Here is a 13,937-nt window from a genome sequence, read left to right as displayed (position 1 = left end):
GCACGGTTATGAGCATTTCACTATCAGAGAAACACTTTAACCGCTTCAGAATATTGGGTTTGTGCAGCGGCATATTGCTTGCCATCCTTTATGCCAACTACCAAATCATCACAGGCGATCAGGAGCAGATGTTGTTTAAAGGCTACCTGGGTGCCTTCCAAGACACTTGGCTTGCCTATGGCAACGCAGCCAGTGCGGTGGGCAATGTGCCTGGGTCTTTGTCCGCGTGGATAGTTGGTGGGCCGCTGCTGCTTTGGAATAACCCTTGGGCTCCCATGCTGCTGCTAATCGGATTACGGGTTCTTTCTTACTTGATGCTGGATGACGTCATCAAGCAGGTGTTCAGTCAGCAAGTGCGTCTGTTTTTTATGGTGGCGTATTGGCTCAACCCTTGGCTTTTATACGACAGTCAGCTTTATAACCCTGCCTACCTTTGCTTTTTCGCCGCCCTGCATTTTTGGTCGGCATTCAATCTGCGTGATAAACCAAACTTTATCTTTAGTTTCTTGCATGTCTTAGCCATCGGTGGCGCGATGCAGTTCCACTATTCGTGGCCTGTTCTTGCTGTTATCTCTTGCTATTTGCTCTATCGAAAAATGTCACAGCCAAATTGGTGGGGCGTAGTCGCCGCAGGCTTGGTGATTTTGGCATCTCTCATCCCCTACTTTCAGGAATATGCCAACAATGAAGCTATAAGCCGCGAGAGCGATCGCTACATCGGTTACGGACTGGTACATGTTTATCCCGTACTGAAAGCCGTGCTCTATTGGCTACGCTATGCCTCAACACTCTTTTCAAACCGTATTATCACAGACACCACGTTTGACTGGCTGACGACCATTGGCTGGCTACAACTGGTGTTTCAATACCTTTGGCAAGCGATACTGTATCTGGTTGGCGCATCAACGGTTGTGCTCGCCGCCAAGATAAACTGGCGTGCATGGAAAACCGTGAAGCCGCTGATCAAACGCAATGTCGCCATACCTGAGACCACGCATTGGCTTTTGCTTTATGCTACAGCCACTGTGTTGGCAATTGTTATCAATGCCATGCTCTCACCCATTACTTTTTCTTATTGGCACTTGATCATGACCTTCCCGATTGCGCTTATCCCAATACTCGTTGCCGTTGAGCGTTGGCAGCAAGACAATGCCGATAAATTTAAGACGCTCTTGTTGGGGTTAACCGCGTTTTTCCTTGTCGTGAATCTTATCGCCGCCTGCGACAGCGAAAAGTATTCTCATAAAGTGAATTATGCCGAGCAGGTGGATGTGTATCTTCAAAAAGAAGGGCTATCGCGCTAGGTCATTGGTATGAAAAGGGCTCTTCATCGAGCCCTTTGTTGTACACTAGCCCCAAAATCTTTCTAAAAGGATGCGTTGTGCGCTTTATCTACACCATATTGCTTGCCCTTGCGGCACCTTTTCTACTTTTGGGCTTGTACAAAGCCAAAGATGGAAAGCCAAAAGTTGGCAAACGCTGGGTCGAGCACTTTGGCCGCACGCCGCCTCTAAAATCAAACATTCAACCGATTTGGGTGCACGCCGTCTCGGTCGGTGAAGTCATTGCGGCTAAGCCAGTGATTGCTGCGCTGAGAGCAAGCTACCCAGACACGCCAATTGTGGTCACCACCACCACAGCAACGGGTGCCGCCATCGCCGCAACCTTGGGTGACGGTATTCAGCACAGATACATGCCGATTGATTTTGGTTTCGCGGTGAAAGGCTTTCTAACGCGCATCCAGCCGAAAGTCATGCTCATCATGGAAACCGAGCTTTGGCCAAACACCTTACATTGTGTCCACCGTGCGGGGATTCCTGTCATCGTGATGAATGCCCGCCTGTCTGAAAACTCAAAGCGCGGCTACCAGCGCGTAAAACCGCTGTTCAATCTGCTTTCACGCAATATCGACCATATCCTTTGTCAATTCGACGATGATGCACGACGTTTTAAAGCACTGGGCGTGGACGAACGTAAGGTGTCGGTATCTGGTTCCGTGAAGTTTGATTTACCCGAGTTCGATACCCAAAGCGAGGCAGTTAAAGCCTTGAAAGCGGAAATCAATGCTCGACCAACCTGGATTGCAGCAAGTACCCACCCGGGTGAAGATGACATCTTGCTTCAAGCGCAAAAAATGATTTTAAAACAAGAACCTAACGCACTTATGCTCTTGGTCCCTCGCCACCCAGAGCGATTCACTGATGTCGCTGCGCTTGTCAAAGAAAATGGCTTATCGGTTTCCAGACGCAGCCTGCAAGACCCTGTTTCATCTGATACGCAGGTGTATTTGGGCGATACCATGGGTGAGATGATGACCTTGTTTGCCGCATCAGACGTGGCATTTATGGCGGGCAGTTTAATTGGCGACAAAGTCGGCGGCCATAACCTGCTCGAGCTGCATCGCTCGGCTTACCGCTCATTACAGGGCCAAGCTTTTTTAACTTTCAGGTGATTGCAGAGCAACTCATTCGCTCTGGGGCCTGCGAGGTAAAAGAGACGCCAGACGCTATCAGCGACGCGATTGTGGCCTTGATGAACAATCCAGAGCAAAAGATGAAAGCGGGACAAGCAGCATTGATGGTGGTTGAACAAAATCGTGGTGCGGTGGCAAAAACGCTGTCGACCATCGCACCTTGGACAGATGGCTAACGCCAAACGGGCAGTTACCCTTCGTAGCCTTTAAGAAGCTCAGCCCAATCAGACTCTTGCCAGTTGATGGCACGCTTACCCAACTCTTTTCTGAACGAACGCAGCAAGCGACTTAAGTTTGCTGCTTTCCAGCTCTCGCCATTGCGGCGACCGCATTTATCAAAATCGATCAACCAGAACACGCCTTTGTCATCCAACAAGATATTGTGGATGTTAAGGTCGGTATGGCACACGCCGGCATCGTGAAGTTTTCTCACCAGTTCGCCTATCTCTCGGTATTTATCTGCTGGCAGTGACGTTTGCATCAAGATATCAACCAAATCCTTTGCGCCATCGACTTTTTCCACCAGCAAGTCTGCTCGATACGTCATGCCATCTCGGATCGCACGCGCAGCCAAAGGCCGAGGCACTGCAATGCCTTGCGCTTTGATGTACTGCAGCAAATTGAACTCTTGCGCAGAGCGGGTGTTTTCCCAGCCCGAAAAGAAGTAGCTGTCTGCCACCAGCTTACCGAAAAGCCCCCCTCGACGATAATGACGCAGTGCCGCCGGTACTGTATCCGTTTGCACAAACCATGTGGTACCACGCCCGGTTGCTGAGCCCAATATCGCGTCTTTTTGCTGCCAAAAATCCACGTCAAAACAGCGTGACACGTCCTCTTTCAACAAGGTTTCATCAAACCAAACTCGGACATTGTTATCGGCCAAAAGCTCCACGCGTGCTCCTTTTCAGATTCAAATCGTCTCAGTGTTTTTGTTCTGAGTAGTCGTTGCATTTTACATTGCGGATCGGCAACTGCATAATTTCAGCCAAGATAACCACAAAAGCAGCATCATGGCCCTATTTTCCTCTCCACCACAATCCGTTTGCATCCTTCGCCTCAGTGCGATTGGCGATGTATGCAATGCGATCGCTGCCGCGCAGGCAATCAAGGCGCAATGGCCTGACACAGACATTACCTGGATTGCAGGTAAAGCCGAAGCCGCCTTGCTCACTCCGCTTCTGCCCGATGTCACCGTGATCCCATTCGATAAGAAAGCAGGGGTCAAAGGCATGCAAGCAGTGTGGAAAGCATTGGATGGAAAACGCTTTGATGCCCTACTGCATATGCAAACCGCGATTCGTGCCAGCCTGCTGTCTCTCGGTATTAAAGCCAAACACAAGCTGGGCTTCGATAAAGTCCGTGTCAGTGACTTGCAACAGTACTTCACTAACGTAAAAGTCCCCTCTCCGCAGTCATTGCATGTCCTTGATGGCTTTATGGCGTTTACTGAAACGCTGGGCCTACAACCCCAAACACCGACATGGACAATGCCAATCCGCGAAGAAGACAGTCAGTGGGCCAAAGCGCAATTGGGCGACAAACCCACTTTAATTGTGGCTCCAGCAGCCAGTAAGGCATTCAAGAACTGGACGGCCGAAGGCTATGCAGCGGTGATTGAGCATGCCATTCATCAAGGGTTTAACGTCATTTTGGCGGGAGGTCCTGGGCAAATCGAAATCGATTTGGGCCAAGCTATCGAGAACCAAATCTCGCGTCCGGTGAAAAACCTGATTGGCAAAACCACTCTGCTGCAATTGCTGGCATTGGAAAAAGAAGCGTCCTTGGTGCTTGCACCTGATAGCGGTCCAGCCCACTTAGCCAATGCGGTGAACACCCCAGTGATTGGCCTATACGCGCACCATAACCCTGCGCGAACTGGCCTTATAATTGGCGACACTATGTGGTCAGTGCTTACGCTGAAGCCATTGAAGCGGAGACAGGAAAAAACGTTAGCGAAGTGTCTTGGCGCACCCGCGTAAAAGACGAAAACGCCATGCAACGCATTAACATTGACGATGTGATCGCCCGCTTTGATGAAGTCGTCGCTAAAGAGGAACTCAAATGAGCCAGCAATCACATCAAGAACGCGCGACCATCAGTGCCATCATCATCACCAAGAACGAAGAGCAGATTTTGCCGGAATGTCTGGCTTCACTCGATTGGGTAGATGAAATCGTGGTCGTGGACTCAGGCAGCACAGATAACACAGTTGCCATTGCTGAAGCCGCGGGTGCCAAAGTGCATGTCAACGCCGAGTGGCCGGGGTTTGGTAAGCAAAAGCAACTCGCGCAAAGCCTTGCCACCAAAGATTGGGTGCTTGCAATTGATGCCGATGAAGTCATCACCGACGAGCTGAAAGCAAGTATGTTAGAAGTGCTGGCAAATCCACCCAAAGATACCCTCTTCATTTTGCGCCGCACCACCTGGGTATTTGGCCGTTTCCTCAAACACTCTGGGTGGTATGACAAAATCGTGCGCTTCTACCCGCGCGAACTCACCGGCTATAACGACGCGTTAGTACATGAAAAAATCATTGAGCCAGACGGCGTGAAGAAACAAACGCTCAACGGTGACATGCTGCATTACTCTTACCGCGACCTGCACCAGTATCTGGTGAAGTCTGCGTTTTACGCCAAGTCATGGGCGGATGGCCGTCAGGCAAGAGGCAAGAAGAGCAGCATCGGCCAAGGCATTACACATGCATTGGGCTGCTTCTTGAAAATGTACGTGTTAAAGCGTGGTTTTCTCGATGGCAAACAAGGCTTCTTGATTGCCGTGTTATCAGCGCACTCCACGTTCGTGAAATACGCTGACCTTTGGATTCGCGCTAACGACAGTCGCGCGAGTAAAGACTGATCGGTTAAATCACGCGAGCCAAAAACGCGTTAGCGTCAGGCAAAATGGTGTCGATATCAATCTTCGACATATCTGCCGCCACTTCCTTGTCTTTGTCCTTTGGTGGTGCAAAGGCAAGGTGTTTCCCCTTACTGTTGATAGGTTGCCAACGAAGCGGCGTCGCACTGCGTTTCGCAGGAAAGAAACCAATGGTCGGTACATCGACCGTCGCCGCGATATGAAGTGGTCCTGTAGAACCCGCGATAAAGGCATCGGCACACGCAATCGAGCGAGTGAAATCCTGCAAGCCATCATTTTTGTCGTACACCACTGATGACACCTGCTTTTCATTAAGAAGAGCTTGAAGCTCTCTGGCCTTTTCTTCTTCGCCCGGCCCCGCCGTTAACACCACTTCCATGGTTTTCTCACCAACAATCCCCGCCACCAACTCGGCATACTGCGACAGCGAGAGATTATTGGCGGAGCCACCGCTTCCCGCGTGCACATAAAGCCATGGCACGTCATTACGAATAGCGAGCCCTTCAGCAAGTTTGGCCTTTTGACTGACCAATTCATCACTGGTAAAGGTCAAGTAAGGTGCAGCAGGCTCTGAGGCAGAGACATTCAGCTTTTTCAAGAAGGCACGGACCAAATCCAAGTTGTATTCAAATTCAGGCTTTGCCGATTGAGAACGACGCTGGGTCACACGGTGGTTATACAGGAACTGAGAGATTTTTGTGGCCGGTGCCAAACGAAACGGGATCTTAGACTGCCACACGAGTTTTGCGTTATAGCTGTCAGAGAACAGGCAGATCGAGGCATCAAACTGTTCGGCTTTGATCGTCTGGATCAAGGCTTTTTTACTCAGCTTATCGGCACCTTTTCCACAGTCTACCAACACCTTGTCAATGGACGGGCAAAGCTCCGCCAACGCTTTTGTGTATGACGGAACCAGCGCGGTAATTTCTGCATCCGGCAACGAACGCTTCAACATGGCGAACGCAGGCCATGCCAACATAAAGTCGCCAATTTTATCGTTTCTGATGACAAGGATTTTTTTCATTCTGTGTACCCGTTTACGGTTCTTAACGCCGATCATACCGGATGATGGAACAGACGCTAAGTCTCTGACTAAGGTGAAGAGTGAATAAATGCTAATTGGATAGCTTTTTTCATTCTACCTTGTGGCAAGAAGCGATAATTTTCGACAAGTTTTTGATAGCATGTCGCCAGATAACACTATGGCAGGACATCACTGTGAGTAAAAAAGCACTGACCCGTGTAATTTATCCGGGCACTTTTGATCCTATCACCAACGGTCATCTTGATTTGGTAGAGCGTGCCGCATCCATGTTTGATGAAGTGGTTGTGGGTATTGCTGCCAGCCCAAGCAAAAAGCCATTGTTCGAGTTGGAAGAGCGTGTCGCACTGGCAAAAGCCGTCACTTCTCACTTGGATAACGTGAGTGTGGTGGGTTTCTCTGGCCTGCTGGTCGACTTTGCTAAGCAATACGATGCCAACATCTTGGTGCGTGGCCTTCGCGCGGTCTCTGACTTTGAGTACGAATTCCAGTTGGCCAACATGAACCGCCGTCTGATGCCAGAATTGGAAAGCGTCTTTTTGACGCCATCAGAAGAGAACTCCTTCATCTCTTCTACGCTGGTCAAAGAAGTGGCTCTTCATGGCGGTGACACCAGCCAATTTGTGCATCCAACCATTTTGGCGGCACTTCAAGAGCGCCTAAAAAAATAAGGCACTGAATATCAAAAAAGCCCGCAATTGCGGGCTTTTTTTAATTTTGGCACTCGGGGCAAAACACGGTATTACGCTGCCCTATTTTGGCACTTTCAAGTTCGGTTCCACACACAGGGCATGGCTTGCCTTGTTTGCCATAAACCAACAGTTCTTGGGCGAAATACCCCGGTTTCCCATCGGTTTGGGTGAAATCTTTCAGCGTTGTGCCGCCTTGCTTAATGGCGGTTGCAAGCACATCTTTAATGTCTGCCACCAGCACCTTGGCTTCTTCCAAGGTGAGTTGCCCGGCTTGTCTTTTCGGGTGAATGCGCGAGGTGAAAAGGGATTCATTGGCGTAGATGTTCCCCACCCCAACCACAACAGCATTGTCCATGATGAATTGTTTGATTGCCGTGCGCTTGCCACGGCTTTTCTCGAACAGGTACTCGGCAGTGAAATCATCCGTTAACGGCTCTGGCCCTAGCTTTTCCAGAGCAGGGTGCTCGCCGTCATTGGGCTGCCAAAGCCAAGCACCGAAGCGTCTTGGATCGTTGTAGCGGATCATCACACCCGACGCCAAATGCAGATCAACATGATCATGTTTGTCCGGCGCCGATCCCGACGGTAATACCCGCAAACTGCCTGACATGCCCAAATGCACCAAGGCATAACCGACATCAGTTTCCAGAATGAGGTACTTGGCGCGGCGTTTCACTGAGCGGATAACCTGCCCTTCAATATCGTACAACTCATCAGGAATGCGCCAGCGCAACTGTGGCTGTCTGACATCTAACTTGGAAACGATTTGCCCTTCCGCATGCGGCTTTATCCCCATGCGGCTCACTTCGACTTCAGGTAATTCTGGCATTACATCAATTCTGGTTCGCTAACGGGAACAAGTAGTTTGGATCAACCGACACGGCAAGCCAACGGTTTTCGGCATTTTGCATGAGCCAGAATTGCGGCAATTGGTAATAAGTGAGGCGAAGCGGTTCGACATCTTGCCCCAAATCCACCACCAAGGTCGCGGGCGAGCGAAGATTCGGTTTTAGTTTGTCGTACATATCGGCATCGATTTCGGTGCCGGAAAGGTTCATCCAACGGCCAGCCAATTCTGTCGGGGAGACATCAAGCGCAATGTCAGTTTGCCACGGCGAGCCTTCGGTCAGGGTAAAGTTGGGAAACTGGAGGGCTTGAACAGCAGCATCGGACGGGATCAGGGTGATGACACCATCTTGCATTTGCTCTTGTTGTTGCGCCATGTCGTACTCAGCCACCTTACTGCGAAGGTAGGTCGGCAAATTTATCAGCGCAATGAACACCAAAATGCCGATGATAAGGAAATTATTAAAAGTACGGCGAGAAGGTAATGCCATCAGTCAGTCCCAAAACATAAACACTCTGTTCAGTTTATATCCGGAAGTCACTGATTTATAGCTTTTCGATGACAGTTGTGGTGCTGGCAGCCGAGAGAGAGGGTGAATTTTAGGTATAAAAAAACCCAGCATAAGCCGGGCTTTTTACAAAAAGCGAAAACCAATTACTTGATTTTTGCTTCTTTGTACATAACGTGTTGACGAACAACTGGATCAAATTTCTTGATCTCGAACTTGCCCGGCATGTTACGTTTGTTTTTGTCAGTAGTGTAGAAGTGGCCTGTACCAGCAGATGATACTAGACGGATCTTCTCGCGAATGCCTTTAGCCATTCTTTAAATCCTCTTAAACGTTCTCACCACGGGCACGCATTTCTGTAAGACAGAATCAATGCCTTTCTTGTCGATGATACGCATACCTTTAGGGGTAAGGCGCAGTTTAACGAAGCGGTTTTCGCTTTCTACCCAGAAACGATGAGTTTGCAGGTTCGGCAGAAAACGACGCTTGGTGGCGTTACGTGCGTGAGAACGGTTGTTACCCGTTACAGGACGCTTGCCAGTTACTTGGCATACTCGTGACATGAATGTCTCTCCAAATCGTTTCAGCTCGATATCAACCTTGTCCGGACTGTCCTGCAAACTTGGTCAGGCTCGAGGTCAAGGCTATCAAAGGTGGCGCATTATACTAATAGTAATTCCATTGCTCAAGTCCCGAGCAGATCCTTTTGTCATTTTTTGATCGTTTTTTAGCAAGTTTTCTTTGAAACGCTTATATCCAGCCGCGTTCAGCGAAAGAGACTACCTCTCCATCGCCAATGACCATGTGATCAAGCAGTCGGATATCGACCAAGGACAGCGCATCAGCTATGCGCGCTGTAATATGACGGTCAGCAGGGCTCGGCTCTGCAATACCTGAGGGGTGATTATGCGCCAAAATTACCGCATTTGCATGCATTTCCAACGCTCGTTTCACGACTTCCCTTGGATACACGCCCGCAGCGTTGATTGTGCCTTCAAACAATATCTCATCAGCGATGGGGCGATTCTGGTTATCGAGGAACAAAACTAAAAACGCTTCACGAGGCCGATCTCTTAGCCGAGCCGATAAATAACGCGCTGTGTGCGAAGGACTGGTTAAGGCATCTTCCTTTGTCATGACTTCACTAAGGTGCCGTCGGCTTAGCTCAAGCACGGCCTGCAACTGGGCATACTTTGCTGCGCCCAACCCTTTCCTTTGGCAAAACTGCTGCTGATTCGCCTGCATTAATTGCCTCAGCGAACCAAAGTCTTTTAATAGAAAGCCCGCAAGTTCGATAGCATTCATACCCGCAACACCCGTTCGAAGAAAAATCGCCAACAGTTCAGCATCGGAGAGAGACTCGGCCCCGCGCGCTAGCAGCTTTTCTCTCGGACGGCTTTCTTCTGGCAGCTGTTTTAACGACATAACCCCGTCTCACACAAAAATCGCCATGCTTGCTGCTATGTCGTCACGGTTCAAATTCTGTTGCCAAAAGCATGGCCAATCCCCAAGCCGACAACTTTTGAGAAGCTTCTTTGTTACATATCACTTTGGGATACCTCCGCTTTCACATTCAGCGGCGCCCAAAGAGTGATCAGCGAATCTTTTGTGTTATCTTTCCTTCCATTACCTCACTGGTTGAATTGGTTATGGTTCAGAAATTTACTCAAACACTCGCTGGAAAGCGCATTGTGTTGGGCATCAGCGGCGGTATCGCTGCGTATAAGTGTGCCGATCTTACCCGTCGATTGATTGAGCGCGGTGCCGATGTGCGCGTGGTCATGACAAATGCGGCGAAAGAATTCATCACCCCGCTGACAATGCAGGCCGTTTCCGGTCATCCGGTGGCAGACAGCTTGTTAGACCCAGCGGCAGAAGCGTCGATGGGCCACATTGAAATCGCTAAATGGGCAGATTTGGTGTTGCTTGCACCAGCAACCGCAGACCTGATTGCACGCGTTACCGCAGGCATGGGTAACGACCTTCTCACCACCCTTTGCTTAGCAACCGATGCGCCCGTTGCCGTGGCTCCTGCCATGAACCAACAAATGTATCGCGCGATTGCGACCCAAGAAAATCTGGCAACGCTAAAACGTCGCGGCTACCCAATTTGGGGCCCAGCAAGCGGCGAACAAGCCTGTGGCGATGTAGGTCCAGGCCGCATGTTAGAACCATTGCAACTGGTTGCTTTGGTCGAAGAACATTTTGCTGACGGCGATTTGGATGGCATGTCTTTTCTCATCTCCGCCGGACCAACCCGCGAAGCGATTGACCCGGTTCGCTACCTCACCAATCACAGCTCAGGCAAAATGGGTTATGCCATTGCAGAAGCGGCGGCAAAACGTGGTGCCAAGGTCACCTTGGTAAGCGGCCCGGTTAACCTGCCAACACCGGCTAACGTGACGCGTATTGATGTACAAAGCGCGGAAGACATGCACCAGGCCGTGCAAGCGCAGGCTGGCAACCACCAAATCTTTATTGCCTGTGCCGCAGTGGCAGACTTCAGACCGGCAAGCATTGCCGACCAAAAAATGAAGAAACAGGACGGCAAAGACGAGATGACAATCAGTCTGGTGAAAAACCCAGATATCGTTGCATCCGTTGCAGCAATGAAAGCCGATCGTCCATTCACCGTTGGGTTTGCAGCAGAAACCCAGGATGTGGAACACTACGCGCGCACCAAGCTTGCGAAGAAGAACCTCGACCTTATCTGCGCGAACGATGTATCCGTGGAAGGTCTTGGTTTTAACAGCGATCAGAATGCCTTGCACCTGTATTGGCCGAACGGTGACAAACCGCTCGCGCAAGCCAGTAAAGCCAACATTGGCAGCCAGCTAGTCAGTGAAATTGCCGCGTTGTACAACGCCAAGAATTAACAGTGGAAACGTCATGAAAAAAATCGACCTAAAAATCCTCGACCCACGTGTGGGCAACGAATTCCCGCTTCCTGCGTATGCAACTGAAGGTTCTGCAGGTCTGGACCTGCGCGCATGTCTGGACGAGGCACTGACCATTGAGCCAGGCCAAACGCACCTGATCCCAACGGGCATGGCAATCCACATCGCGGACCCATCTATCGCAGCAACCATCCTGCCGCGTTCAGGTCTGGGCCATAAGCACGGCATCGTGCTGGGTAACCTGGTGGGTTTGATTGACTCTGACTACCAAGGTCAGTTGATGGTGTCTTGTTGGAACCGCGGTGACACGACCTTCACCATGGAACCAGGCGAGCGCATTGCACAATTGGTGTTTGTGCCAGTGATCCAAGCTGAGTTCAATCTCGTCGAAGATTTCGATGCAACTGAGCGTGGTGCCGGTGGTTTTGGACACTCAGGTACAAAATAATCACCTTAAATGTCTCGAAAACGCCGCTAACTAGTGGCGTTTTTCTTGCGCTATTCACGATTTAGAAAATTCCCGTGGGCTTCTTTTACGGGGAAGGTGCATTATCCTTTTAATACACGGGGAGCACCGTTAAGATAGCGCCTCTTCAGCCGACATTAGCTACTACAACAAAGGAACCATCTATTCATGGCTGGCCAAAAAAAGCAGAATCGCCGCGAGGAAATCCTTCAGGCTCTTGCTCAAATGCTAGAGTCCAATCAGGCAGTCAACGCATTACTACGGCAAAGCTTGCCGCGCAGGTAGGGGTATCTGAAGCCGCGCTTTACCGTCACTTCCCGAGTAAAGCGCGTATGTTTGAAGGCTTGATCGAGTTTATCGAAGAGTCACTTATCACGCGTATTAACCGCATTCAGAACGAAGAGAAAGACACACTGACACGTCTGCGTCTTATTCTTCAATTGTTGCTGGTATTCGGTGAACGCAACCCAGGCTTGACCCGCATCATGACAGGTCACGCATTGATGTTTGAACAAGACAGACTGCAAGGTCGCATTAACCAACTGTTCGAAAAAATCGAAAGTCAGTTGCGTCAGGTGCTGCGCGAACGTCGCTTGCGTGAAGGCAAAGGTTTCCCTGTAGAGGAAACCATTCTGGCCGCGCAATTACTGGGACAGGTTGAAGGCAGCCTGAACCGCTTCGTGCGCTCCAGTTTCAAATATCCGCCAACCGCGGAGTTTGACCAATACTGGCAACTGTTGAGCGCGCAGTTAGACTAGCGTCGCCTTCAAGCATCAAAAAAGGCTGCATCATGCAGCCTTTTTGTTTGTCGTTATATTCCCGCAAAAACCGGGAATTACGTTAAACGTGCAAGTTATCAACGCAAACGTGGAAGTCACTTGCAGTGCCACAGTCACGCACTTCTTCTTTCGTGTAACCCGTGTCCATAGTCACCAGCGTTGGTTGAACCTGTTGCTCATTTAGCTGAATCACGCATGCGTGGAACTGATCTGAGGTGGCACAAGCTTGCGTCTCTTCCATTGTATACCCCGCCTGCGCTCCTGCAGTAAACAAACCGAAAGTCACCAGTGTCGCCATCATTACTTTTTTCATAATTTCTTCTCCGACTTAACAGTGTGTAGGGCGCGACATCGATACTGCTTGGTTCACTTATGCCGCTTTGTTGAGTTCATAATACCCATCGCCACTGAACAAATACTGAACGATTTGCATATTAATCACACATCTTTATGCAACACGCTTTTCATTGCACCCATGAAAAGGATTCACGTCGCGAATTCTTAACCCTTGTTGAATAACAGACCGTTAGGCTGAGAAGCAGCGAAATCATCAGTGACAAAAAAGCCCGCCAAAGTGGTGGGCTCAGAGAAAATCGCTGTCGGCGTAAGTTTAGATGCCGTACTCGGCGCGGTAAGCCTTAACTGCCGCCAGATGCTCAGGGTTACCGCCCTGCTCTTCCAGATAAGTCACCAGATCGCCAAGGCTAATGATAGACACCACTTTACAACCAAAGTCGCGCTCCACTTCTTGAATCGCAGACAGTTCACCTTTGCCGCGCTCTTGGCGGTCAATCGCCACCAGAACACCCGCCAAATCGGCACCGTTCGCTTGGATGATTTCCATCGACTCACGGATTGCCGTGCCCGCAGTGATCACGTCGTCAACCAGCATTACACGGCCTTCCAGCGCGCTACCTACCAAGTTACCGCCTTCACCATGGTCTTTCGCTTCTTTACGGTTAAAGCAGTACGGCGTATCGACATCGTGGTGCTCAGCCAGTGCTACCGCTGTGGTGGTCGCAATTGGAATACCTTTGTACGCAGGGCCAAACAGCAGATCATATTCAATGCCTGCTTCAACCAGTGCTTCTGCGTAAAAACGGCCCAGACGCGCAAGGTCACGGCCTGTATTGAAAAGACCAGCATTGAAGAAGTAAGGGCTTTGACGGCCAGACTTCAAAGTAAACTCACCGAATTTCAGTACTTGTTTTTCCAATGCGAACTCGATGAATTGACGCTGATACGCTTTCATTTTCTCTCCTGTCGATATTACAAATCGGCTTACATGCCGGAATAGCCTGAGACAATGCTTGTCATAAAGACTGCCTCACAAATAACAAGTCAAAAAAAAGCGGCTCC

Annotated in this window: 14 protein-coding genes and 3 pseudogenes; 8 read left to right on the top strand and 9 right to left on the bottom strand. The window is 50.0% G+C overall.

Going from position 1 to position 13,937, the window contains the following annotated elements; all coding sequences use genetic code 11:
• The first annotated feature begins 8 nt into the window (after positions 1-8).
• Together ATN88_RS05680 and waaA are read left to right on the top strand one after the other, a co-directional pair.
• Complete coding sequence (locus ATN88_RS05680) at positions 9-1,304, top strand: 3-deoxy-D-manno-octulosonic acid transferase (RefSeq protein ID WP_083539424.1); 1,296 nt, start codon at positions 9-11, stop codon at positions 1,302-1,304.
• A gap of 77 nt (positions 1,305-1,381) precedes the next feature.
• A pseudogene (gene waaA, locus ATN88_RS05675) lies at positions 1,382-2,649 on the top strand (lipid IV(A) 3-deoxy-D-manno-octulosonic acid transferase).
• Between the two features lie 14 nt (positions 2,650-2,663).
• Here the strand turns inward: waaA and ATN88_RS05670 are convergent.
• The gene (locus ATN88_RS05670; protein WP_067412660.1) at positions 2,664-3,365 is read right to left on the bottom strand and encodes a 3-deoxy-D-manno-octulosonic acid kinase; all 702 of its coding nucleotides are present in this window, start codon (positions 3,363-3,365) and stop codon (positions 2,664-2,666) included.
• 118 nt (positions 3,366-3,483) lie between these two features.
• On the opposite strand from ATN88_RS05670, the gene ATN88_RS05665 reads away from it, so the two are divergent.
• Positions 3,484-4,452, top strand: a complete 969-nt coding sequence (locus tag ATN88_RS05665; RefSeq protein ID WP_083539423.1) for a glycosyltransferase family 9 protein — start codon at positions 3,484-3,486, stop codon at positions 4,450-4,452.
• 82 nt (positions 4,453-4,534) lie between these two features.
• Positions 4,535-5,329: a glycosyltransferase family 2 protein gene (locus ATN88_RS05660; RefSeq protein WP_067412657.1), complete on the top strand. Its 795-nt coding sequence runs from the start codon at positions 4,535-4,537 to the stop codon at positions 5,327-5,329.
• Between the two features lie 4 nt (positions 5,330-5,333).
• On the opposite strand, the gene ATN88_RS05655 is transcribed toward ATN88_RS05660, so the two are convergent.
• Positions 5,334-6,371, bottom strand: a complete 1,038-nt coding sequence (locus ATN88_RS05655; protein WP_067412653.1) for a glycosyltransferase family 9 protein — start codon at positions 6,369-6,371, stop codon at positions 5,334-5,336.
• A 194-nt stretch (positions 6,372-6,565) separates the two neighbouring features.
• Between ATN88_RS05655 and coaD the strand changes: the two genes are divergently transcribed.
• Positions 6,566-7,060 (top strand): pantetheine-phosphate adenylyltransferase, encoded by a 495-nt coding sequence (coaD, locus tag ATN88_RS05650; RefSeq protein ID WP_198158334.1) that lies wholly within the window; start codon positions 6,566-6,568, stop codon positions 7,058-7,060.
• A gap of 40 nt (positions 7,061-7,100) precedes the next feature.
• Here coaD and mutM read toward each other — a convergent pair whose 3' ends face one another.
• The 5 genes and pseudogenes from mutM to radC form a co-directional block, all read right to left on the bottom strand.
• Entirely contained in the window at positions 7,101-7,910 is an 810-nt protein-coding gene (gene mutM / locus ATN88_RS05645; RefSeq protein ID WP_067412649.1) for a bifunctional DNA-formamidopyrimidine glycosylase/DNA-(apurinic or apyrimidinic site) lyase, read from the bottom strand.
• 4 nt (positions 7,911-7,914) lie between these two features.
• Entirely contained in the window at positions 7,915-8,418 is a 504-nt protein-coding gene (locus ATN88_RS05640) for a hypothetical protein (protein WP_067412646.1), read from the bottom strand.
• 164 nt (positions 8,419-8,582) lie between these two features.
• Positions 8,583-8,750, bottom strand: a complete 168-nt coding sequence (rpmG, locus tag ATN88_RS05635; protein ID WP_002535344.1) for a 50S ribosomal protein L33 — start codon at positions 8,748-8,750, stop codon at positions 8,583-8,585.
• A gap of 13 nt (positions 8,751-8,763) precedes the next feature.
• Positions 8,764-8,999 (bottom strand): annotated as a pseudogene (gene rpmB / locus ATN88_RS05630) (50S ribosomal protein L28).
• 187 nt (positions 9,000-9,186) lie between these two features.
• Positions 9,187-9,861, bottom strand: coding sequence for a RadC family protein (gene radC / locus ATN88_RS05625; protein ID WP_067412643.1), 675 nt, complete (start codon positions 9,859-9,861; stop codon positions 9,187-9,189).
• Between the two features lie 224 nt (positions 9,862-10,085).
• Here radC and coaBC point away from each other — a divergent pair, with 224 nt between their 5' ends.
• The 3 genes and pseudogenes from coaBC (at position 10,086) to slmA (ending at position 12,557) form a co-directional block, all read left to right on the top strand.
• Entirely contained in the window at positions 10,086-11,312 is a 1,227-nt protein-coding gene (coaBC, locus tag ATN88_RS05620; RefSeq protein ID WP_067412638.1) for a bifunctional phosphopantothenoylcysteine decarboxylase/phosphopantothenate--cysteine ligase CoaBC, read from the top strand.
• A 13-nt stretch (positions 11,313-11,325) separates the two neighbouring features.
• Positions 11,326-11,781: a dUTP diphosphatase gene (gene dut, locus ATN88_RS05615; protein WP_067412634.1), complete on the top strand. Its 456-nt coding sequence runs from the start codon at positions 11,326-11,328 to the stop codon at positions 11,779-11,781.
• Between the two features lie 186 nt (positions 11,782-11,967).
• Positions 11,968-12,557, top strand: a pseudogene (gene slmA / locus ATN88_RS05610) (nucleoid occlusion factor SlmA).
• Positions 12,558-12,639: 82 nt separating this feature from the next.
• Here the strand turns inward: slmA and ATN88_RS05605 are convergent.
• Entirely contained in the window at positions 12,640-12,891 is a 252-nt protein-coding gene (locus ATN88_RS05605) for a hypothetical protein (protein ID WP_067412628.1), read from the bottom strand.
• 297 nt (positions 12,892-13,188) lie between these two features.
• On the bottom strand, positions 13,189-13,830 hold the full coding sequence (pyrE, locus tag ATN88_RS05600) for an orotate phosphoribosyltransferase (protein ID WP_067412625.1): 642 nt from the start codon (positions 13,828-13,830) through the stop codon (positions 13,189-13,191).
• Positions 13,831-13,937 lie beyond the last annotated feature (107 nt).

It is taken from the genome of Enterovibrio coralii (genome assembly GCF_001559595.1).
Taxonomy (GTDB): Bacteria; Pseudomonadota; Gammaproteobacteria; order Enterobacterales; family Vibrionaceae; genus Enterovibrio; species Enterovibrio coralii.
This window is presented reverse-complemented; position numbering and strand designations above follow the sequence as displayed.